We start from the raw sequence: 20364 nt of genomic DNA on the forward strand, positions 1-20364 counted from the left end.
CCACGCTTCAATGTCGAACAATGCAGCAGTCATGCCCGAACCCGGGCGCATCGAGATCCAGGACGTCGGCGAGCCCTCCGCAGGACCGCGCGACGCCATCGTCCAGATCGAGGCGGTGGGGGTGTGCGGCTCCGACAACGCGTATTACACCGTGGGCCGGATCGGCGACTACATCGTCGACGGGCCCATCATCCTCGGGCACGAGTGCTCGGGCACAGTGCTCTCCGTCGGAGACGAGGTGACCGGCGTCAGCGTCGGAGACCGCGTGGCGATCGAACCCGGAAAGCCCTGCCGCGACTGCCGCGACTGCATGGCCGGGCGCTATCACCTGTGCCCCGACCTCGTCTTCTTCGCCACTCCGCCCTATGACGGTTCGCTCGTGCAGCGCATGGCGATCGATGAGCGGCAGCTCTTCCGGATGCCCGACTCGATGACCTTCGAGCAGGGTGCGCTCTGCGAGCCGCTCTCGGTCGGGATCTGGGCCTGCAAGCGCGCCGGACTCGAGCCGGGTGACCGCGTGCTCGTCACGGGCGCCGGCCCGGTCGGGCTGCTCGCCGCGCAGGTCGCACGCGCCTTCGGCGCGGCATCCGTCACGGTCGCCGACATCGCCGACTTCCGCCTCGACATGGCGCGTGGGCTCGGATTCGACGTCGAGAAGGCCGGCGAGGGAACGGAGAACGACTTCGATGTGCTGCTGGAGTGCTCCGGCGCCCCGACGGCCCTCGCCGACGGGCTGTGGCGCCTGCGCACGAACGGACGTGCGGCGATGGTCGGGATGCCGAAGCAGGATGTCTCCCTCGCGCTGTCACGGCTGAACGTCAACGAGCTCACGATCGGACTCGTGAACCGCTACGCGCACACCTGGCCCATCGCGATCGACCTCGTCTCGAGCGGACGGGTGGATGTGGATTCGCTGGTCACGCACCGCTTCGCCCTGGATCAGACCGCGGAGGCGCTCATGCTCGCCAAGACCGTGCCCGACTCGGTCAAGGCGGTCATCGCGCCTCAGCGGCTGTCGGCCTGAGCCGGTCCGCCGGCGAGGATCTCGTCGGCGAGCTCAGCACTGGTGACGAGACTTGTGATGAGCGTGCCCGCGGCGAGCGCCCTGATCGCCGCCGCCCGCCCAGACGTCGGCACGACCGCGATCACCTCGGGAACCCGGCGGAGCTCGTCGAAGGAGATGCCGAGCACGCGTTCGGTCGCCGCCGAGGTGACGGGTTCGCCGTCGCGGTCGACGACGATGCCGCACACCTCGGCGACAGCGCCGGCATCCGCGAGCTCGGCGCTCTCCTCCGGCGAGAGCGAGTCATGCAGGCCGGAGGAGCCCGGCGCCCAACTGCCGACGGAGACGGCGGCGACGTCGAGCCGCGCGTAGGCCGACATGGTCAGGCGCACGGACGGGTCACGGCGCAGATCGTGCGCGGATGCCGCGGTCGGCATCACGAAGGGCGCGTAGAACACGCGCGAACGCCCCGAGCTCTTCGCGGCGATGTCGCGGACGAGTTCGACGGGCCCCACCCCCGCCACCTGATTCGTGTGCACCCCGCACAGCTGCACCACCGTGCTCTCGCCGAGGGTCTCGATCTCCTCACCCATCGCGATCAGTGCCAGGCTCGCCGAGATGCCCACCACCGACTCCCGGCCGGCGAGCTCGGTCAGCAGCCGAGCACTCGCACGCCCGACCGCGCGGCGCACGGCGTCGGGATCGCGGCCGGTGGCCTCGCTCACGACGACGGCCCGGCGCAGTCCGAGCGCGCGACGCAGCCGCTCGGAGCGATCGAGATCTGCGGCGCTCGGCGTGATCTCGATGCGCACGAGTCCGCGGCGCTTGGCATCCTCCAGGAGACGCGCGACCTTGAACCGCGAGATGCCGAACTCGGACGCGATCTCGAGCTTCGTGGCGTCGTCGAGATGGTAACGACGCAGGATCGCCTCGATCACCGCGTCGGACTCGGTCGCGCTCGTCATTCGTCCCGCCCTCCCTTTTGCGCTCAGATGAGCGCACGGACTTTGTCTTAAGGCTTGAGAGTAGTGCACACGGCGATGTTCACTGAAGAGGAACCTGATCAGCTTCGCTCATCTGAGCCGCCACACAAGGACGCCACCATGACAGAGTCGTCGACCTACTCCGAACCCGCCCGCGCTGTGCCCGTGATCGCCGACGTCGACGTGCTCGTCGTCGGCGGCGGCCCAGCCGGGGTGGCCGCCGCTGTCGGGGCGGCCCGCACCGGGGCATCCGTCTTCCTCGTCGAGGAGATGGGGGGCTTCGGAGGCATGTGGACCCAGGGACTCGTGATCACCCTGGCCGGCTACAACTCCTGGCTGGGGCCGGACCGCACGCGCGTCGTCGACGGTGTGGGCGGGGACTGGCTGCGCCGCGTGACCGCGATCGGCGGCGCCGTCGATCACGACGGCTGGGTGCTCTCCACCGACCCGGAGAAGATGAAGCTCGTCGCCGACGAGATGCTGGAGGAGGCGGGCGTCGACTTCCTGCTGCACGTTCTCGCGACCTACCCCATCGTCGATGACGGCGCCGTGACCGGCTGCATCATCGAGACCCGCGAGGGCCGCCAGGCGATTCGCGCCGAGGTCACCGTCGACGCGACCGGCAACGGCGACGTCATCGCCCGCTCCGGCGACGACTGGGCCAAGGGCGACACGCTGCAGCCCATGACTCTCCCGATGTACCTCTCGAACGTGCGCACGACACCCGGCATCGACGCCGGAGAGCCCGCTCGCATCCGCACCGGTCCGCAGCCCGGCGACCTGGATCAGTACGGCATGGACGACGCCGAGGCCGCCCGCCAGGACATCGCCATCGACCGTCAGCCGATGCGCGAGGCGAAGGAACGCGGCGATCTGCCCGTCTTCGGTGGCCCCTGGTTCGGAGGTCTGGAGAAGGACGTCGTGTGGGTGAACACCGTGCGCGTGATCGGCGATGCGACCGACAACCGCGATCTGACCCGAGCGGAGGTGCAGGGGCGCCGGGACGCCTTCCGGCTCTACGGCTATCTCCGCGACAACGTCGCCGGCTTCGAGGAGTCACGTCTGCAGCAGACCGCCCCGACCATCGGCATCCGGGAGACCCGTCGCCTGGTGGGGGTCACGACTCTCACCGGCGACGAGGTGCGTGCCGCCGCGCAGCCCGCGGACTCGATCGCTCTCGGCGCCTGGCCGATTGATGTGCACCCGGTGGACGGCTACGCGGGATCGCATGTGATGTACGTGCCGGATCCCTTCGGCATCCCGTACAGTTCGCTCGTCCCCGCGACGACCGACGGCCTTCTCGCTGCGGGTCGCTGCATCTCGGTGGACCGGGAAGCGCTCGGAACCGTGCGCGTCGGTGCGACCTGCACCGCGACAGGGCATGCGGCAGGCACCGCGGCCGCGATCGCGGCGCGCGATGGCGTCCGTCCCCGGGACGTCGACATCGCCGAACTGCAGGCCACGCTGCGTGAACAGGGCGCGCTGCTGACGGCCGAGGACCTGGCACCGACGCTGAGTCTGCAGGGATGACCGGGGAATCGCTGCCGCGCCGGCTCGCACTCGTCAGGCGCGGCGAGACCGAGCCGATGCCGGACGGAAGAGACCGGCTGAGCGCCGCAGGGCGCCGACAGGTGCTGACCGTGGCGGGCCGGCTCGCGTACAGCCGGTGGTCATGGATCGCCGCGGCGCCGTCCGAGGCGGAGGTCGAGACGGCCAGGACGATCGGAATCGAGTTCCCGGATGCTCCGCTGCGAGAGTGCGCGGAACTCGGCGAGTACAGCGATCGCGCGTTCGAGACCCTGACGTGGCTGCTGCGCGCGGAGCAGGGCGATGGCATCCTCGTCGCCGACGAGCGGGTGCTGGGCGATCTGATCGGCCGGCTCTGCGGCATCCGGGAGCCTGGTCTCGCCGACGGCGCGATGGTGGTGCTGCGCCGGACCGGGTTCGGATGGGAGATCTCCCGCGGGTGCAGCTCCGGCCTGCTGGTGGTCGCATGACCCCGGCATCGCGACGTTTCATCGCGCATCGCGGTGTGCACCTGGGCGGCACGATCGCGGGCGAGAATTCGCTGGAGGCGGTGCGGCTCGCCCGCCGTGCGGGCTTCGCCTGCATCGAGACCGACACGCGGCTGAGCGCGGACGGCGAGCTCGTCGTCATGCACGACGAGACCCTCAACCGAACGGCGACGGATGCCGCGGGTCGCGAGCTCAGCGACCCTGTGCCCGTCCACGAGGTGTCGCTCGCGCGCCTGCGCGCCGACTACCGGTTGAAGGCGCGCGACGCGCAGAACCGCACCCGCATCCCCACCCTCGAGGAGTACCTGACCGAATGCGCCGCGGCCGGCCTGCTGCCGTTCATCGAGATCAAGCTCATCGATCAGGCGCCGTCCTTCTATCGACGCGTCCTCGATGTCGCGGACTCGACCCTCGGGCGCGGCGGTTATGTCATGACGTCGAACGGCAACGCCAATCGCCGCATCCGCGGGATGGGTGTTCACGACGTGCCGCTCATGGACATCCGGCATCAGGCGTCGACCTTCGAGGACGTCGCGGCGCTCGGCGAGGTCACGGTCGCGATCAGCGCCACCCGGTACGAACGCGAGGAGCACGCCGTTCACGTCGCGCAGGCACGGGGCCGCGGCCTCGCGACCGAGTCGCACGCCGATGACCACGGCGTCTTCAGCGTCGCGGACGATCACGGTGTCGATCTCATCTCCACCGATGTGCTCGCACCGGATCTGCGCGATGACGCGCACGTCATCGCGCACGCGCTGGCGCCAGGTGCGTTCGAGCACAGCGGTCGGGTCGTCGGCGATGAGCTGGTCCTTGCCCCTGGGGAGACCGTCGTCCTGCCCGCATCGTGGCCGCAGCCGCGCTTCGGCGGCCTGTTCCTGGCCCTCGAGTTCGCGGGAGCGGCCGAGGTGCGGCTCGGGCCGCAGCGCTTCTCTCTCGAGAGCGAGCGGCTCCGCCGCACTCGGCACCAGGTGCTTCTCGACGCGGCAACGGCGGCCTTCGTCCTCACCGCCCTGGGTCCTTGCCGTCTTCGAGGACTCGAGGTCACGGTGGCGGAGTACTGACCGAGCCGGTTGCTCGTCAGGCTGTTCCGATTCCCCGCATCATCACCCGCACGGTCTCCTCGACGCGCCTCTTCCCCAGCGGCCTGCCCAGCAGAGCCGCGTAGCTGGCGATCGCGACGAGCTGGTCGGCGACGACCTCGGCATCCGTGTCCGGCCGCACCTCGCCGGCTTCGACGGCGAGCTCGATCCGGCGGGTGACCCAGTCGCGGATCGGCGCCGCAAGGCGCTCGTTCAGGGCGGCGCCGAGTTCGGCATCCGTCGCGGTCACCGCGATCAGCGCACGCGCGAGTTCGACGTTGGCAGCGTTGCCCTGCTGATCGGACAGCAGCGAGAACCACACGCGCAGGTCAGCGGCCAGGTCGTCGGTCATCGGCACCTCGGCATCCGCTCCGGGAACGGAACCCTCCAGCAGCGCTTCGCCGAGGATCGCCGCCTTCGACGGCCACCAGCGGTAGATGGTCTGCTTGGCGACGCCGGCCTCAGCCGCAAGACCCTCGATCGTCACTGCCGCGTAGCCCTCTGCCGTGAGCGCGCGGCGCATCGACGACAGGACGGACTGACGAGCTTTCTCACTGCGGGGACGAGGCACGTTCACAGCCTATTCGGCGTACACTCGAATTAGTAGACGCACCGTTGCGTTATTGTATTCGAGCAGGGAGACGACCATGGCACTGACCGCACACTCCACCATCGGCGAGTGGCTGAACGACCCGACCGGCGGCGAGCTCGTCAAGGGCCTGCTGGCGCAGTCCGGAGCGAACCCCGACTCCCTCGCTCCCGTGCTCGGCCTCCCGCTGCAGCAGCTCGTCACCCTCAGCCAGGGTGCGATGCCGCAGAGCGTCGTCGACGATCTCGTGCGCGCAGCCAACGGCGGAGAGATCCCCGAAGAGGCCGCGACCACCGGCTGGGTCGAGAACATCACCGCAGGTCGCTTCGCCGGCAGGACCGTGATCGTCACGGGAGCCGCCTCCGGCATCGGCAAGGCCACCGCATCCCGCATCGCCCGCGAGGGTGGCCGGGTGATCGCCGCCGACATCTCCGCCGACAAGCTCGACGCACTGAAGGCCGAACTCCCCGGCATCGTCACCGTCGCCGGCGACCTCACGACGCAGGACGCCATCGACGCCGTCATCGACGCCGCGGGCGACCGCATCGACGCCCTCGCCAACGTGGCCGGCATCAACGACGACTTCTCCCCCGCAGGCGAGACGACGGATGCCGTGTGGGACCGCGTCATCGCGATCAACCTCACCGCGCCTTTCAAGCTCATGCGCGCCGTGCTGCCGATCATGGAGGCCGCCGGCCGCGGCGCCGTGCTCAACGTCGCCAGCGAGGCGGGCCTGCGCGGCAACGCGTCCGGCAACGCCTACACGGCCAGCAAGCACGGGATCATCGGGGTCACCAAGTCCGCCGCATTCATGTACGGGCCGAAGGGCATCCGCGTGAACTCCGTCGCCCCGGGCGGCGTCGCCACCGGCATCCCGATGCCCCCGAACATGTCCGAAGTCGGCTCCGCCCGCCTCGCTCCCTTCCAGCAGGCCATCCCGTCGCTGGCGACAGCCGAGCACCTGGCCGCCTCGATCACATTCCTGCTCAGTGACGACGCCGTGAACATCAACGGCGCGATCCTGGCATCCGACGGCGGGTGGTCGGTGCAGTAGGCACGATGCTTCGGCCTGGCTGCGCCCGGCGTGCATCCCGGCGTGGATCAGAAGCGCACCTCCACCCGCCCTCCGGGAGGCGTTTCTGATCCACGCCGGGCCGGCACGCCGCATCCTCAGCCGCCCGCCGTACGCTCGCCTTCATGAGCCTCGCCGACGTCACCACGCCCGCCGAGGTCGAAGCACTCGCGGGCCGCATCCTCGCCGCGCGCGCCCGCCCGCTGCTGCTGGTGTCGACGGATGCCGATGGCCACCTGCTGTTCGACGTCGGCCGCCTGCGTTCCGAGCTCGACGGCATCGCCGAGGTCGTCACGATCGCGACCGGCACCGCCACCCATGTGCTCGAGCAGCTGCTCCCGCCCAAGTCGCACGTGTTCGGCGGGGCCGCCCGCTCCTACCCAGGGGACTTCGGCCGTGACCCCGACTGGTCGCGCTCGCACCTGCGCTTTCCCACCCACGCCGATGCCGACGACCTGATCAACGATGCGATGGCCCAGACCGGTCGGCGCACCGTGGAATCGGCTCCGGCGCCCAGCATCCGGCGCGTCTCGGGCATCGTCAAGGGCTTCGTCGCCGAGGGCACCCGCGCGATGGTGCAGCTCGACGACGGCAGCACCGTCACCGCGACCGGCGCTCTCCTGCCGCCCGACATCCCGCTGATGACCGCCCTGGTGGTCGGCGCGCCCGTGAGCGGCATCATCGACGGCACCGAACTGCACCCCGAGCCGGTCACCCCCGACCTGTCCGTGTACCCCGACGGCGCGGTCACCCTCGCACTGGTCGTGAAGGTCACCGACCTCCGGGCGACCGTGCATCTGCATCCGCGGATCGCGATCGTACTGCGCCGGCGCGACGTCGACTCCGAGCAGACACCGGTCAACGACGTGCTCAGCGTCGGCGACGTCATCCGCGTGCGCGTGCGGCGCGAGCCCGGCCACGAGCTCGCGCTCAGCCATGCCGACGTCGACCCGGCAGCGCCCGTGCTGCCCGCCCTCGCGGTGGTCGCGGGCGGTGCGCCCTGGCTGAGTGAGGATCGACCGGGGGCACATGAGGCGTCGGATGCCGTCAGCATCGCCGTCCCGGATGCGGCAGCCTCGCCCGCCTCGCCCCCGCAGTCGGCCGATGCGGCGACCCGCCGGGACGTCGCCATGCTGTCGAGCGAGATCACAGCGATGCGCGGCGATCTGCTGGCCCTCGCGAACCGGGTCGCCCGTCTGGGTGGGACGCCGGCGAGCCCGGATGCCGAGATCGCCCGACTTCAGGCCGAGAACGAGCAGCTGCGCACCAAGCTCGCCCAGGAACGGGCCGAACGCGCGAACGCGGAGGCGAAGCTCGCCGAGGCATCGCAGGACCGCCGCGAATCCGGGGCGCGCGCTGCGCGATGCCCGCCGCGCCGCCGAGCGCTCCCACGTGGACGCGACCGCCGACGGCATCCGCTTCGAGATCGAACGCACCTGGGGCAACCGCACCGCACCCGGCGAGCGCGCGCTGTGGCCCCTGCGCGAGTACCGCCTCGGCCCGGACTTCATCGAGTCTCTGTCGGCACTCGACGAGAGCCAGCTGAGCAAGGCCGTGCGCGCATGCGTGGATGCGATCACCGGCCGCGACAAGGAGATCCCCGCCCGCGAACTGCACCGGCTGCGCACCGGTGAGGGCGGCGACGACTCGTTCGTGGTGCGCGCCGACGGCGCCCGGTGCATGCGCTCGTCGATCGAGCAGAACGCGCCGGGCGCGCGGCGCCTGCACTACTGGGAGCTGCCAGGCGGGGTGATCGAGCTCAGCCGCGTGGTGCACCACGACGAGATGCGGCCCTAGCGGCTGCCGCGAGCATGCCGCAGCGGCGCCGGGTTCCGCCGGCATGCGTCACGCCCCAGATGGAAAATGCTGGCCCCAGGCTCCCCGCGCCCACCTTTTCCATCTGCGCGCACCTGGTGAGATGGAAGACGCTGGCAAGAGAGGTCTCTCACCAGCGTTTTCCATCTGTGCGGACGCCCGAAGCATCCTGAAGCGTTCTGCCGAGTCCCGGGCTCAGGCCACGGCGATCGGTTCGGCCACGTTCAGTGCCTCGATGACCTGCGCCTGGTCTCCGCGGCCCTCCCCGTAACGCAGGAACTTCACCCGCTCCACGAGGATCTCACCCTGCTCGGGCTCTGCCTCGAGAAGGCCCCAGACCTCGTCGATGTACTCGTCGAGCGGCATCGCCATCGGGTCGTCGCTGTGTCCGGCGACCAGCTCGGTCTGCACCGACGGCGGCACCAGTTCCAGCATCCGCACGCTCGTGCCGGCCAGCTGCAGGCGCAGCGATTCGGTCAGCATGTGGATCGCGGCCTTGGTCGCGTTGTAGCTCGGCGTCGCGCGCAGCGGCGCGAACGCCAGCCCCGACGAGACGGTCATGATCGTGGCATCCGGCTGCGCCATCAGCTGGTCCAGGAACGCGGTGATCAGCCGGATCGGCCCGAGCACGTTCGTCGTGACGGTCGCCTCGGCCGACGCCACCGCGCCGGCGGGCGAGGTCCAGTCCTCGGCATTCATGATGCCCGCCATGGTGATGAGGACGTTCAGATCGGGGTGCTCCGAGATGACCTGCGCGGCGGCATCCGCGATCGACTGCGCGTCCGCCGTGTCGATCCTGACGGTATCGATGCCCGGATGCTGCGCCGCGACCTGCTCAAGCAGCTCGGTGCGGCGTCCACCGACGATGACCGTGTTGCCGGCATCATGCAGACGCTGCGCGAGGGCGAGACCGATGCCACTGGTCGCTCCGGGGATGAAGATGGTGTTTCCGTTGATTCGCATGGATCGAGTGTCTTGCCGTGTGCGGAGGCGCGGCAGAGTCCGTTCATCGGGGGATCGGCGATCCCTGGATGCCGCGGCGGCGGGCGCGCATGATGGGTACATGGACCGTCAAGCACTCGCCGACTTCCTGCGTCGGCACCGCGAGCAGCTGCAGCCCGGAGACGTCGGACTGTCCACCGGCGTGCGCCGACGCGCACCGGGCCTGCGCCGCGAAGAGGTCGCGCAGTTGGCCCTGATGTCCACCGACTACTACACGCGGCTCGAGCAGCAGCGGGGTCCGCAGCCCAGCACGCAGATGCTCGCCTCGATCGCCCGCGCGCTGCGACTCACCGCCGACGAGCGCGATTACCTGTACCGGATGGCCGGGCACGCGGTGCCCGATCGCATCGCCGCATCCGAACACGTCGCGCCCGCCCTGCAGCGCGTGTTCGCCCGACTGACCGACACGCCCGCACTGATCATCTCGAACCTCGGCGAGACGCTGCTGCAGAACGCGCTGGCCGCCGCGCTCCTCGGCGACCACGTCGGCGCTGCGGGACTTGAGCGCTACGAGCCCTACCGCTGGTTCATGCATCCCGACGAGGCCCGATCCCACTATCCGCGCGAGGACCACGCCCGCAACAGCCGCGCACAGGTCGCCGGGCTCCGCGCGGCCTACGCCACGACGGGCGCGCGATCGCAGACCGGGATGCTGGTGGCCGAACTATCACGGCACAGCTCGGAGTTCCGCGAGCTGTGGGAGCGGCAGGAGGTCGCCCAGCGCTTCGCGGACCACAAGATCCTGCTGCACCCCGAGGTCGGCGCGATCGAAGTCGACTGCCAGGTGCTGTTCACCGAGGACCGCGGGCAGGCACTGCTCGTCCTGACCCCCGCCCCGCGCAGCGAGGCGGAGGAGAAGCTCCGACTGCTCAGTGTGCTCGGCGCGCAGCGCTTCAGCGCGCCCGCCGAGCGGCCCTGAGGCATCTTCGCCCCGCAGCATCCGCCCCCGCAGCATCCGCCCCGCCCGCGGATCGACACGCAAGGGGGCCGGCCGCTCACAGCTCGACCGCGCCGAACCTCTCCGATGAAGCGACCTGCTGCGCCACCCGCCGCAGCGCCAGCAGAAGCGACTCGGGGAGAACCGAGCCCAGAACGACGTACCGCACGGCATCCTCAGGCGACGTGGTGGGGACACCGGCGATCTCGGCATCCGCGATCTCCCGCATCCCCTTCAGGTACGCCGGCATGACCTCGCGCGGCACGTCGAAGCCCGCGGAACGCAGACCGTCGAGTGCCCGGGCGACGCCGTGCAGCACCGCGTCGTCGCACATGCCGCGCTTCCACCCGAGACCCGCGACCAGTTCCTCGGCGGCGGTCAGGTCGAGCGAGTCATCGGCGGGCGGGGTGATGGCCGCGTGCGCCGAACCGAGCAGCTGGTGTCCACTCGTCGGTGGGTGATCGAGCGTCTCCAGCACCCGACGGACTTCGGCGATGCTCACACCCGCCGCGACGAGCGCCCGGATGACGCCGAGTCGCTGCACGTGCGCCTCGCCGTAGGAGGCCTGCGTCGGCGCAGTGCGCGCACCCTCCGGAAGCAGCCGCTCCCGCAGGTAGTACTTGATCGTCGGGACCGGAGTGCCCGTTCGTGCCGAAAGCTCTGAGATCTTCATGCCCACCCCTTGACATCGATAGTACTGCTATCCATTATGGATAGTGTCGCTATCTAGTCATCGGAGGATGCCATGTCTCAAGTCGTCACGGGTCGAATGACCCACCAGCACGAGGGCGAACTCGTCGTCTTCCACATCGGAATGCAGATCAATCGCTGGTGGCGGCCCGATCTGTGGCTGCCGGCGTTCCTCGCCATGCCCCGGATGCTGCGCGAGCTGTCCACCGACAAGGAGTCCGGCTTCCTCGGGTACGAACTCCTCTTCGGCCGGGGCGGCCCGTACGTCGTGCAGTACTGGTCGTCCATCGACCAGCTGTACGCGTACGCCTCGGCACCCTCGCAGGAGCACCGGCCGGCATGGACCGCGTTCAACCGGGCCGCCCACAAGGCGCCCGGAGCCGTCGGGGTCTGGCACGAGACGTTTCCTCGTCGAGCGAGCCGAGAGCGTCTACGTGTCGACCCGGTCGATGGGACTGGCCGATGCGACGGCGCTCGTGGAGGTCGGACACCGCGGCGACCGCGCCCGGCAGCGCTACGAGAGCGGGCGCACCGCCGGTTCAGCATCCTGACGCCGGCCGGATGCGGGACGCCCTCACCGGCATCCGGCCGCACCCGTCCGCACAGGCACCCGTCCGAACCCGCACCCGTCCGAACCCGCACCCGTCCGCACAGGCACCCGTCCGCACCCGCACCCGTCCGCACCCGCACCCGTCCGCACAGATGGAAAACGTAGGTTCCCGAGCCTCCGCACCCACCTTTTCCATCTCCCCGCGCCGGAACGGATGGAAAACGTCGGCGGGAGTGGGCTCGCACCAGCGCTTTCCATCTCTCCGCGCCGGGCTGGATCAGAAACGCCGCCGAATGAGCCCGCGCAGCGACGTTTCTGATCCAAGCCCACCCCGGATGCCGCACCGCCGACTCCCCGGCATCCGCTCCTCCGCGCGCCGATAGACTGGTCTCGCCCGCTCGGCCCCTTCCTTTGGAGTGCGCGTGACCGCCAACACCCCCACCACCCACGTTCCCGACTCTGTCGAGAACGCCCTCGCGACTCCGGAGAAGCAGCAGCCGTACGCGGCGCTCGGCCTCAAGCCGGAGGAGTACGAGCAGATCAAGACCATCCTCGGCCGCCGCCCCACCTCTGGCGAGCTGGCGATGTACTCGGTGATGTGGTCTGAGCACTGCTCCTACAAGAGCTCGAAGAACTATCTCAAGAGGTTCGGCCAGAAGGTCTCGGAAGAGATGAAGAAGCGCCTCATGGTCGGCATGGGCCAGAACGCCGGTGTCGTCGACGTCGGCGAGGGCTGGGCGGTCACCTTCAAGGCCGAGTCGCACAACCACCCGAGCTTCATCGAGCCGTTCCAGGGCGCGGCGACCGGCATAGGCGGCATCGTCCGCGACATCATCTCCATGGGCGCACGCCCCGTCGCCGTGATGGACGCACTGCGCTTCGGCGCCATCGACCACCCCGACACTCCGCGCGTGGTGCACGGCGTCACCGCCGGCATCAGCTTCTACGGCAACTGCCTGGGCCTGCCGAACATCGGCGGCGAGACCGTCTTCGACTCGGTCTACCAGGCCAACCCGCTCGTCAACGCGCTCGCGGTCGGCGTCCTCCGCCACGAGGACCTCAAGCTCGCGAACGCCGAGGGCGTCGGCAACAAGGTCGTCCTCTTCGGCGCTCGCACGGGCGGCGACGGCATCGGCGGCGCCAGCATCCTGGCATCCGACACCTTCGCCGACGGCGGACCCACCAAGCGTCCCGCCGTGCAGGTCGGCGACCCGTTCGCCGAGAAGGTGCTCATCGAGTGCTGCCTGGAGCTGTACCGCGACGAGCTGGTCGAGGCCATCCAGGACCTCGGCGCCGCCGGCATCTCCTGCGCGACGTCCGAGCTGGCCGCCAACGGCAACTCCGGCATGAAGGTCTCGCTCGACAACGTGCTGCTGCGCGACCCCACGCTCACGGCCGAAGAGATCCTGATGAGCGAGTCGCAGGAGCGCATGATGGCGATCGTCGCGCCCGAGAAGCTCGAGGCCTTCCTCGCCGTCGTGAACAAGTGGGAGGTCGAGACCAGCGTGCTCGGCGAGGTCACCGGCGACGGCCGCCTCGTCATCGACTGGCAGGGCGAGCGCATCGTCGACGTCGACCCGTCCACCGTCGCGGTCGACGGCCCGGTCTACGACCGTCCGGTCGCGTACCCGACGTGGATCGACGCGCTGCAGGCGGATGCCGCGGAGCTGCTGCCCCGTTCGAACGAGCCCGCCGTGCTGCGCGAGCAGTTCCTGGCCCTGCTGGGTTCGCCGAACCTGGCCGACACCAGCTGGATCACCAACCAGTACGACTACTACGTGGGCGGCAACACGGCCCTGGCCTTCCCCGACGACGCCGGCATGATCCGCGTCGACGAGGAGTCGGGCCTGGGCTTCGCGATCGCCACCGACGCCAACGGCCGCTACAGCCAGCTCGACCCGTACGCGGGCGCGCAGCTGGCCCTCGCCGAGGCGTACCGCAACGTCGCCGTCACCGGCGCCGAGCCCACCGCGATCACGGACTGCCTGAACTTCGGCTCCCCCGAGAACCCCGAGGTCATGTGGCAGTTCGGGCAGACCGTCGACGGTCTGGCCGACGGATGCTTCGAGCTTGGCACCCCGGTCACCGGCGGCAACGTGTCCTTCTACAACCAGACCGGCGACGTGCCGATCCACCCCACCCCGCTGGTGGGCGTGATGGGCATCATCGACGACGTCTCGCGCCGCATCCCGTCGGGCTGGCAGGACGAGGGGCAGAACATCTACCTGCTCGGCACCACCGCGACCGAGCTGTCGGGTTCGGCGTGGGCCGACGTCGTGCACGACCACCTGGGCGGGCTGCCGCCGACCGTGGACCTCGCCGGCGAGAAGCGTCTGGCCGGGCTCATCTCCGCCGCGCGCGACGAGTGGCTGATCTCCTCCGCGCATGATCTCTCCGAAGGCGGGCTGGGCCAGGCCCTCGCCGAGGGCGTCATGCGCTTCGGTCTCGGCGCTCGCGTGTGGCTGACCGAGCTCATGGAGCGCGACGGGGTGGATGCCGCATCCGCTCTGTTCTCCGAATCGACCGGCCGCGTGATCGTCACCGTGCCGCGTGAGGACGACGTGAAGTTCCGGGGCCTCTGCGAGGGACGCGACTATCCGGTGCTGCGCATCGGCGTCACCGACTCCGAGCCGGCTCTCGAGGTGCAGGACGTGTTCACCCTGACGGTGGACGAGCTGCGCTCCACCTCCCGCGCGACCCTGCCGGGCGTCTTCGGGCCGACGGTCACCGAGCCCACCGCGGCGTCGGCGTGACCGAGGTCATGGAGGCGGTGGACAAGGTGGACTCCGACGACGACTACGGCGATTTCGAGCGCCGCAAGCATCGCATCCGCCTGGTCGCCTGGATCACGATCGTCGCGCTCATCGTGGGCGGCGGCGGGGCGAGCCTGGCGACGCTGCTCTTCCCGTGAGGCGCGGCCCTTTGCGCTGAGCACGCGCACGCCCTCGTGCGCCGAGCCACCAGGCAAGCGTCGAGCCACCACCGTGATGACGGTCGCTTGCGTGGTGGGTCGCGCGTTGCCTGGTGGGTCGCGCAACAGGCTGGCGGTCAGGCGCTGACGACCCAGAACCGCGGGTCGCCCCAACCCAGTTCGTCGTGGCCGTGGGATGCCAGCGCGAGACACACGAGCGTGCGACGGTGCGCCGCGAAGGTCAGGACGTGGGCGATGTTCCCGCCGTACGAGATCATCTGCGCGGGCTCGGTCATGGCATCCACGAACGTCTCGTCCAGCCGGTCCTCGGCGATCACCTCCCGCACGTGCGCGAGGAACGCGGAGCCCTCGGTGTCGAGGATGGTCCGCAGCTCGCTCAGCGACTGATCGGCCTCGATGGACAGGTCGTAGCTGCGGCCGGCCATCACCGCATTCCACATCGCCATCTGACCGGTCAACCGGGCCAGCAGCGATCTGATCGTCTGGTCGGCCTCATCGGGCACGCCTCCGATCGGCTGTTCGAGCTGCTCGGCGTCGAGCGGTCCGGCCACCCGGATCATCTCGCCGGTCAGCCAGATGTGATGCTCCACCATCCGTGTGATCAGGTCCATGTCACTCACTGCTCCTCTCGAGGGGAGCCGGATGCTCCCCGGTGGGTGGAAATGCACATCACTCGCCGCCGGGATGCGGATCTGCCCCGGATGCTGCCGCCAGACGGCCGGGCCCGTGCCGAAGGCACGCGTGAACGCGCGGGTGAACGCCTCGTGCGAGCCGTATCCGGCATCCACCGCGATGTCCAGCAGGGCGGCGTCGGTGGTCAGCATCCGGAACGCGGCGCGCTCGAGCAGGATCCTCCTGCGGAACGCGGCCGGCGGCTCCGTGGCGACCGAACGGATCATCCGGTCGAAGTGGAATCGCGAGAAGCCGATCCTGGATGCGAGCTCATCGCCGGTCAGCTTGCCGGCCTCGTCGTCGTGCATGGCCGAGGCCAGGTGATCGACGAATGCGGCGAACGTGTCGGATGATGTGCTCATGGCTCCATCATGATCCGGTGGGTTCGGGCGCGCTTGATCGGTCTTGCGGAGGTTGGCGAGTCTCACCATTCGCGGCCATGTGTGCCACATTGACGCATTCCCTCACACTTGAGAGGCCATGTGGCACACATGCACGGGCGAGCGGGCCCCGCCGTAGGCTGGAGACATGGCCCGTCGCAAGCGTCCGTTCCTCATGACCGCGATCGCGCTGTGGGTGGCCGCGGTCGTGCTGACGGCTCCCGCGCTCGGTCAGCTGGTCAACGGCGTCCCCGCAGACCAGGGCCTGGGTCCGATCGGCTTCGTGATCGGACCGCTGCTCGCGATCGGCGGCATCCTGCTGTTCCTCGTGAAGAAGCCCGAGCCCGAGCGGCCACCCGAGCCGCTGGACTGAACACTCTCCCCCGCTCGCAAGACGCGAATGGCCGCCTCCCACGCGGGGAAGCGGCCATATGCGACCTGCGAGACAGGGTCAGAAGCGCGACTCAGGCGGTGTCGGACTTGCGGCCGCCGGCCTCGAGCACATCACCCGCGGGCAGTTCCTTGTGTCCACCGAACTGCAGGCGCATCGCGGAGAGCACCTGGTTGGCGAACTGGTCCTCGTCGCGCGAGGCGAAGCGCTCGAACAGCGATGCGGCGAGCACCGGCACCGGCACGCCCACGTCGATCGCGGCCTTGACGGTCCAGCGGCCCTCACCGGAGTCGGACACACGACCGGCGAGGCCGTCGAGCGTGGGGTTCTCGTTGAGTGCGGTGGCGGTCAGGTCGAGCAGCCACGAGGAGATGACCGATCCGCGGCGCCACAGCTCGGAGACCGCGGCGGTGTCGATGGGGAACTGGTAGTACTCCGGCTCCTCCAGCGGGGCGATCTCGGCCGAGTGCTCGGCCTCGCGCACGCCGGCATCCGCGTTGTTGAGGATGTTCAGGCCCTCGGCGATCGCGGCCATGATGCCGTACTCGATGCCGTTGTGCACCATCTTCACGAAGTGCCCTGAGCCTGACGGTCCGCAGTGCAGGTAGCCCTGCTCCTCTGGAGTCAGCTCGCCGGTGCGCCCGGGAGTGCGCTCGATCTCGCCCACACCGGGCGAGATGGTCTTCAGCAGCGGCTCGATGTGGCTGACCGCGGCATCCGACCCGCCGACCATCAGGCAGTACCCGCGCTCGAGTCCGAACACGCCGCCGCTGGTGCCGGCATCCACGTACTCGATGCCCTTCTCCTTCATCGCCTTCGCGCGGCGCACGTCGTCGCGGTAGTTCGAGTTGCCGCCGTCGATGATGATGTCGCCCGGCTCGAGCACCTCGGCGACCTGCTCGGCGATCTCCCCGGTCAGCGAGGCGGGCACCATCAGCCACACCACGCGCGGGGTCTGCAGCTTGGCTGCGAAGTCCTTCAGATCGGATGCTCCCGTCGCGCCCTCCTCGGAGAGCGCCTTCACGGCATCCGCATTCACGTCGTACGCGACGCATTCGTGCCCATCGCGCATCAGCCGCCGCACGATGTTCGCGCCCATCCGGCCGAGTCCGATCATTCCCAGTTGCATCGCTTCTCCTCGCGTCAGTACAGCGTTCCCATCGTCCTCCCGCGTCGGGCCTGAGGCAAGCCGGGGCGGGTCCCACGGCGGCTGTCGTAAGCGATCGGTCGGGATCCGCTCGGGAGGAGAACTCGCTCTGGGGAGGAGAGATCGAGCGGGAAGCTCCTCCCCGGCGGGAGATCTCCTCCCCAGGCGAGACGGCGAGAGGGCGAGGCAGAGCGCTGAGGGCTGAGCGACGTAGGGTGTGGGCATGATCAGTCGCGAGGTGCTCGCAGGGCGGAGAGCGGATGCCGTCGCGCGCGCCGACGCCGCAGCATCCGCCCTGGCCGAACTCGTGCAGGACCGGAGGGGCTCCAACGATGACGACGAGCACGACCCCGAGGGTGTGACGCTGTCATCGGAGTGGTCGCGGTTGTCGGGGCTGTCGGATGCCGCGGCCGACGATGTGCGCCGCTTCGACGACGCGCTGAAGCGGTGGGATGCCGGAACTTACGGGATCTGCGCGCGCTGCGGCAAACCGATCCCGGCGGGACGGCTGGACGCGCGCCCGTTCGCGGAGCTGTGCGTGCCGTGTGCGGAGAAGGCCATCTGACTGCAACCGCTTCGGCGCTCGGGGACCAGACGCAGGCGTGTGCCAGCTGCAACCGATTGCAACCGTGGTTCGGGGTTTGATAGAGTCCGTCAGTACCCACCGACCGTGCGGCGATCTCGATCGTCACCCCGCGGCCGACGGCGAACTGGAACGTGGTGCGCCGGGTGCAGGATGGGGATATATGGAACGGCGAACGACCGTCGTTCGGCAGGGTTGCCGGATTCGGGGTCGCAACGAGAGGGGACCGTCGTGGCGAAGGTGACGATCTACTCGATCGCCGAGGAACTCGGTGTGCACGCGTCTACAGTGTCCCGGGCGTTCAGCCGTCCGGACCTCGTGAAGGACGATGTCAGACAGCGCGTCCTCGAGACCGCTGACCGTCTGGGTTTCCAGCCGAACCGCACCGCCCGGCGGCTCGCGACGGGCAGCACCGGTGCCGTGGGCCTGCTGGTGCCCGACATCACCAACCCGTTCTTCCCGCCGCTGGTGCGCGAGATCCAGGCTGCGGCGGGCGAATCGACCGTCATCCTCGTCGACGCCCAGGGCGATGCCGACGCAGAGGCCTCTCTTATCGCGCGGCTGAGAGCCCAGACCGATGGCATCCTGCTGGCCTCCCCACTCGCCTCCGATGAGGCGCTGCGCGAGGCTATCGGCTCGATGCCGACGGTGGTGCTCAACCGTGAGGTCGAGGGCATCCCCTCGGTGGTGTGCGACATGACCAGTGCACTGCATGACGCCGGAGATCACGTGCGCGCGCTGGGTCACACCCGCGTCGCCCTGCTGTCCGGAACCATCGGCTCCTGGGCGGCCGAGCAGCGGCGCGCGGCGATTCGCACCTGGGCCGCCGGAACTGATGTCGTGCTCACCGAGCTCGGCCCGTTCGACGCCTCGTACGAGGGCGGCAGGGCTGCGGCCGAGGCGCTGCTGAACACCGACACGACCGCCGCGTTCGCGTTCGACGATCTCACGGCGTGCGGCGTCATCGCCGGGCTCGCGGATTCCGGTCAGCGAGTACCCGATGACCGTTCGGTGATCGGCTGTGACGACGTGCTGCTGGCGCGGGCCGTCACACCTTCACTGAGTACGGTGTCGACGCCCAACGAGCGCCTCGCCGAAGAGGCCATGTCTGCCATGCACGCGGCGATCGCGGGTGACCGACCGTCGAACGTGCGCCTGGAGGGCGAGTTCATCCCCCGCCAGTCCAGCGGCCAGGCGCGCTGATCGCTCACTGCCGCGGCGCCTGGCCTTCTGCATCCAGCTCGATCAGCTGCATGAGGTTGCGGACGATGTGGAACGGGTCCTTGACCGGCAGCGCGACGACCTCGTCGCGCGGACTGCCGTCACGGTTGCGGATCTGAACCCACTCCTCTCCGTCCTCACCGCCGGGGAACGTCGCAAGGGCGTAGTCCCAGATGCGCGTGTGCCAGGGGTCGCAGTCCGCGCGCCCGTGCCGCCGTGCGGCGATGGCCGTGGTCGCCGCGGCCTCCGTGTGCACCCACCACAGCTTGGTGTCCCAGGTGCGCCGCACGAGCTGCTCGTACGGCGAATCCTGCGTGGATCCGCGCGGCTCGCCACCCGCGACATCGGCGTAGCGCAGCATGCCGCCGAGCTCGTCGTCCCAGCCCAGTTCGCACAGCGGACGTATCGAGTCCAGCGCCGACTGACGATGCGTCTGTGCATCACCGCCGACCAGATCGATCGCATCGAGAGCGATCCAGATGGCCTCGAGCGCGTGACCCGGCACCCGGTGTCGCGTGATCAGATCGTCGCCACCGGCATCATCCAGACGCGGCATCTCGGCGAAGCTTCCGTCCTCGGTGCGGAACGACATGACCGTGTCGATCTCGCGGGCGAGAGCGTCGTCGCGCGTGCTGGATGCCGTGAGCGCGCGCTCCGCCTGGGTGAACACGCCGAGTGCGTTGAGCAGGATCAGGTGCGGGCCGAAGGCCCGATGTCCCGCAGGGATCGCGTAGGGCGGAGTGGGTGCGGTGCGCTCACGGATGTCTGCGATGGCGCGATCGAGGATGCTGCGAGCAGGGGCGATCCAGGTACGGTCAGCCGACACCCGGGCGAGCTCGGCGAAGCCCATCACCGCGAAGAGGTCGGCGTACACGCTGCGCGACGGCTGACCTGTGACCGGCCGCGCGCCGTCGCGACTCAGCGCGAAGTCGCACGTGCCGTCGGGGTGAACGGCGTTCTCCTGGAGGAATACCGCGCCGCGCCGCGCCCAGTCGAGCATCCGCTCCGCGTCGGCATCCGGCACCTCGAGCAGGCCACGTCCGGACTGCTCGGCGGCGCGAGCGAGGAGCCAGATGAAGCGGCCCTGCGACCAGGTGTACTTGTCGTCGGCCACCCGGTCGCGTCCGCGATTGTCGAAACAGGTGTGGAAGCCGCCGAACTCGTCGTCGATTCCACGACTCGTCCAGAACGGCAGGACGACCTGCTCGAGGTGTCTCCGGGCCTCGTGCGTCATTCTGCTCCCTCCGCGCGTCGCCCCGTTGACCTCGGTGACGACCTTCCCGTAGTGTAGCTTGCAACCGAT

Annotated in this window: 21 protein-coding genes; 14 read left to right on the plus strand and 7 right to left on the minus strand. The window is 69.7% G+C overall.

What is annotated here, in order from left to right; translation table 11 throughout:
• Nucleotides 1–10: 10 nt before the first annotated feature.
• Nucleotides 11–1024 carry an NAD(P)-dependent alcohol dehydrogenase gene (locus tag QF046_RS10545; RefSeq protein WP_307369481.1) on the plus strand — a complete coding sequence of 338 codons (1014 nt, stop codon included), beginning with the start codon at nt 11–13 and terminating at the stop codon, nt 1022–1024.
• Here the strand turns inward: QF046_RS10545 and QF046_RS10550 are convergent.
• Nucleotides 1006–1968, minus strand: a complete 963-nt coding sequence (locus QF046_RS10550; RefSeq protein WP_307369484.1) for a sugar-binding transcriptional regulator — start codon at nt 1966–1968, stop codon at nt 1006–1008. The two genes, QF046_RS10545 and QF046_RS10550, sit on opposite strands and share 19 nt — an antisense overlap.
• Before the next feature lie 138 nt (nt 1969–2106).
• On the opposite strand from QF046_RS10550, the gene QF046_RS10555 reads away from it, so the two are divergent.
• From QF046_RS10555 to QF046_RS10565, 3 genes are read left to right on the plus strand one after another with little or no spacing between them, the layout of a single operon-like run.
• A complete protein-coding gene (locus tag QF046_RS10555) occupies nt 2107–3516 on the plus strand; it encodes an FAD-dependent oxidoreductase (protein WP_307369486.1) in 1410 nt (469 codons plus the stop codon).
• The gene (locus QF046_RS10560) at nt 3513–3983 is read left to right on the plus strand and encodes a histidine phosphatase family protein (protein ID WP_307369489.1); all 471 of its coding nucleotides are present in this window, start codon (nt 3513–3515) and stop codon (nt 3981–3983) included. Before QF046_RS10555 ends, QF046_RS10560 begins: the two co-directional genes overlap by 4 nt.
• A complete protein-coding gene (locus tag QF046_RS10565) occupies nt 3980–5062 on the plus strand; it encodes a glycerophosphodiester phosphodiesterase family protein (RefSeq protein ID WP_307369492.1) in 1083 nt (360 codons plus the stop codon). Before QF046_RS10560 ends, QF046_RS10565 begins: the two co-directional genes overlap by 4 nt.
• A 16-nt stretch (nt 5063–5078) precedes the next feature.
• On the opposite strand, the gene QF046_RS10570 is transcribed toward QF046_RS10565, so the two are convergent.
• A complete protein-coding gene (locus QF046_RS10570; RefSeq protein ID WP_307369494.1) occupies nt 5079–5651 on the minus strand; it encodes a TetR/AcrR family transcriptional regulator in 573 nt (190 codons plus the stop codon).
• A gap of 76 nt (nt 5652–5727) precedes the next feature.
• Here QF046_RS10570 and QF046_RS10575 point away from each other — a divergent pair, with 76 nt between their 5' ends.
• The 3 genes from QF046_RS10575 to QF046_RS10585 all read left to right on the plus strand — a co-directional run bounded on the left by QF046_RS10575 (nt 5728) and on the right by QF046_RS10585 (nt 8538).
• Nucleotides 5728–6723, plus strand: a complete 996-nt coding sequence (locus tag QF046_RS10575; RefSeq protein WP_307369497.1) for an SDR family NAD(P)-dependent oxidoreductase — start codon at nt 5728–5730, stop codon at nt 6721–6723.
• Between the two features lie 143 nt (nt 6724–6866).
• Nucleotides 6867–8375, plus strand: coding sequence for a hypothetical protein (locus QF046_RS10580; RefSeq protein ID WP_307369500.1), 1509 nt, complete (start codon nt 6867–6869; stop codon nt 8373–8375).
• Nucleotides 8308–8538: a hypothetical protein gene (locus tag QF046_RS10585; RefSeq protein WP_307369502.1), complete on the plus strand. Its 231-nt coding sequence runs from the start codon at nt 8308–8310 to the stop codon at nt 8536–8538. The genes QF046_RS10580 and QF046_RS10585 overlap by 68 nt, the downstream gene beginning before the upstream one ends.
• A 213-nt stretch (nt 8539–8751) precedes the next feature.
• On the opposite strand, the gene QF046_RS10590 is transcribed toward QF046_RS10585, so the two are convergent.
• Complete coding sequence (locus tag QF046_RS10590; RefSeq protein ID WP_307369505.1) at nt 8752–9519, minus strand: SDR family oxidoreductase; 768 nt, start codon at nt 9517–9519, stop codon at nt 8752–8754.
• 100 nt (nt 9520–9619) lie between these two features.
• Here QF046_RS10590 and QF046_RS10595 point away from each other — a divergent pair, with 100 nt between their 5' ends.
• The gene (locus QF046_RS10595; protein WP_307369507.1) at nt 9620–10477 is read left to right on the plus strand and encodes a helix-turn-helix transcriptional regulator; all 858 of its coding nucleotides are present in this window, start codon (nt 9620–9622) and stop codon (nt 10475–10477) included.
• A gap of 76 nt (nt 10478–10553) precedes the next feature.
• On the opposite strand, the gene QF046_RS10600 is transcribed toward QF046_RS10595, so the two are convergent.
• The gene (locus QF046_RS10600; RefSeq protein WP_307369509.1) at nt 10554–11168 is read right to left on the minus strand and encodes a MerR family transcriptional regulator; all 615 of its coding nucleotides are present in this window, start codon (nt 11166–11168) and stop codon (nt 10554–10556) included.
• Between the two features lie 72 nt (nt 11169–11240).
• On the opposite strand from QF046_RS10600, the gene QF046_RS10605 reads away from it, so the two are divergent.
• From QF046_RS10605 to QF046_RS10615, 3 genes are all read left to right on the plus strand, one after another.
• Complete coding sequence (locus QF046_RS10605) at nt 11241–11900, plus strand: DUF4188 domain-containing protein (protein WP_307369510.1); 660 nt, start codon at nt 11241–11243, stop codon at nt 11898–11900.
• 257 nt (nt 11901–12157) lie between these two features.
• Nucleotides 12158–14488 (plus strand): phosphoribosylformylglycinamidine synthase subunit PurL, encoded by a 2331-nt coding sequence (purL, locus tag QF046_RS10610; RefSeq protein ID WP_307369513.1) that lies wholly within the window; start codon nt 12158–12160, stop codon nt 14486–14488.
• Complete coding sequence (locus QF046_RS10615; protein ID WP_307369515.1) at nt 14485–14646, plus strand: hypothetical protein; 162 nt, start codon at nt 14485–14487, stop codon at nt 14644–14646. The genes purL and QF046_RS10615 overlap by 4 nt, the downstream gene beginning before the upstream one ends.
• Before the next feature lie 137 nt (nt 14647–14783).
• Here QF046_RS10615 and QF046_RS10620 read toward each other — a convergent pair whose 3' ends face one another.
• Nucleotides 14784–15701, minus strand: coding sequence for an AraC family transcriptional regulator (locus tag QF046_RS10620; RefSeq protein WP_307369517.1), 918 nt, complete (start codon nt 15699–15701; stop codon nt 14784–14786).
• 166 nt (nt 15702–15867) lie between these two features.
• On the opposite strand from QF046_RS10620, the gene QF046_RS10625 reads away from it, so the two are divergent.
• Nucleotides 15868–16092: a hypothetical protein gene (locus QF046_RS10625; protein ID WP_307369519.1), complete on the plus strand. Its 225-nt coding sequence runs from the start codon at nt 15868–15870 to the stop codon at nt 16090–16092.
• 91 nt (nt 16093–16183) lie between these two features.
• On the opposite strand, the gene gnd is transcribed toward QF046_RS10625, so the two are convergent.
• Nucleotides 16184–17239, minus strand: coding sequence for a phosphogluconate dehydrogenase (NAD(+)-dependent, decarboxylating) (gene gnd / locus QF046_RS10630; protein WP_307369521.1), 1056 nt, complete (start codon nt 17237–17239; stop codon nt 16184–16186).
• Nucleotides 17240–17480: 241 nt separating this feature from the next.
• Between gnd and QF046_RS10635 the strand changes: the two genes are divergently transcribed.
• Both QF046_RS10635 and QF046_RS10640 read left to right on the plus strand, forming a co-directional pair.
• On the plus strand, nt 17481–17822 hold the full coding sequence (locus tag QF046_RS10635) for a TraR/DksA family transcriptional regulator (RefSeq protein ID WP_307369523.1): 342 nt from the start codon (nt 17481–17483) through the stop codon (nt 17820–17822).
• Between the two features lie 249 nt (nt 17823–18071).
• Nucleotides 18072–19043, plus strand: a complete 972-nt coding sequence (locus QF046_RS10640; protein ID WP_307369526.1) for a LacI family DNA-binding transcriptional regulator — start codon at nt 18072–18074, stop codon at nt 19041–19043.
• A 4-nt stretch (nt 19044–19047) separates the two neighbouring features.
• Here QF046_RS10640 and QF046_RS10645 read toward each other — a convergent pair whose 3' ends face one another.
• On the minus strand, nt 19048–20295 hold the full coding sequence (locus QF046_RS10645) for an AGE family epimerase/isomerase (protein ID WP_307369529.1): 1248 nt from the start codon (nt 20293–20295) through the stop codon (nt 19048–19050).
• Between the last annotated feature and the right edge of the window lie 69 nt (nt 20296–20364).

The organism is Microbacterium sp. W4I4, assembly GCF_030816235.1.
Taxonomy (GTDB): domain Bacteria; phylum Actinomycetota; class Actinomycetes; order Actinomycetales; family Microbacteriaceae; genus Microbacterium.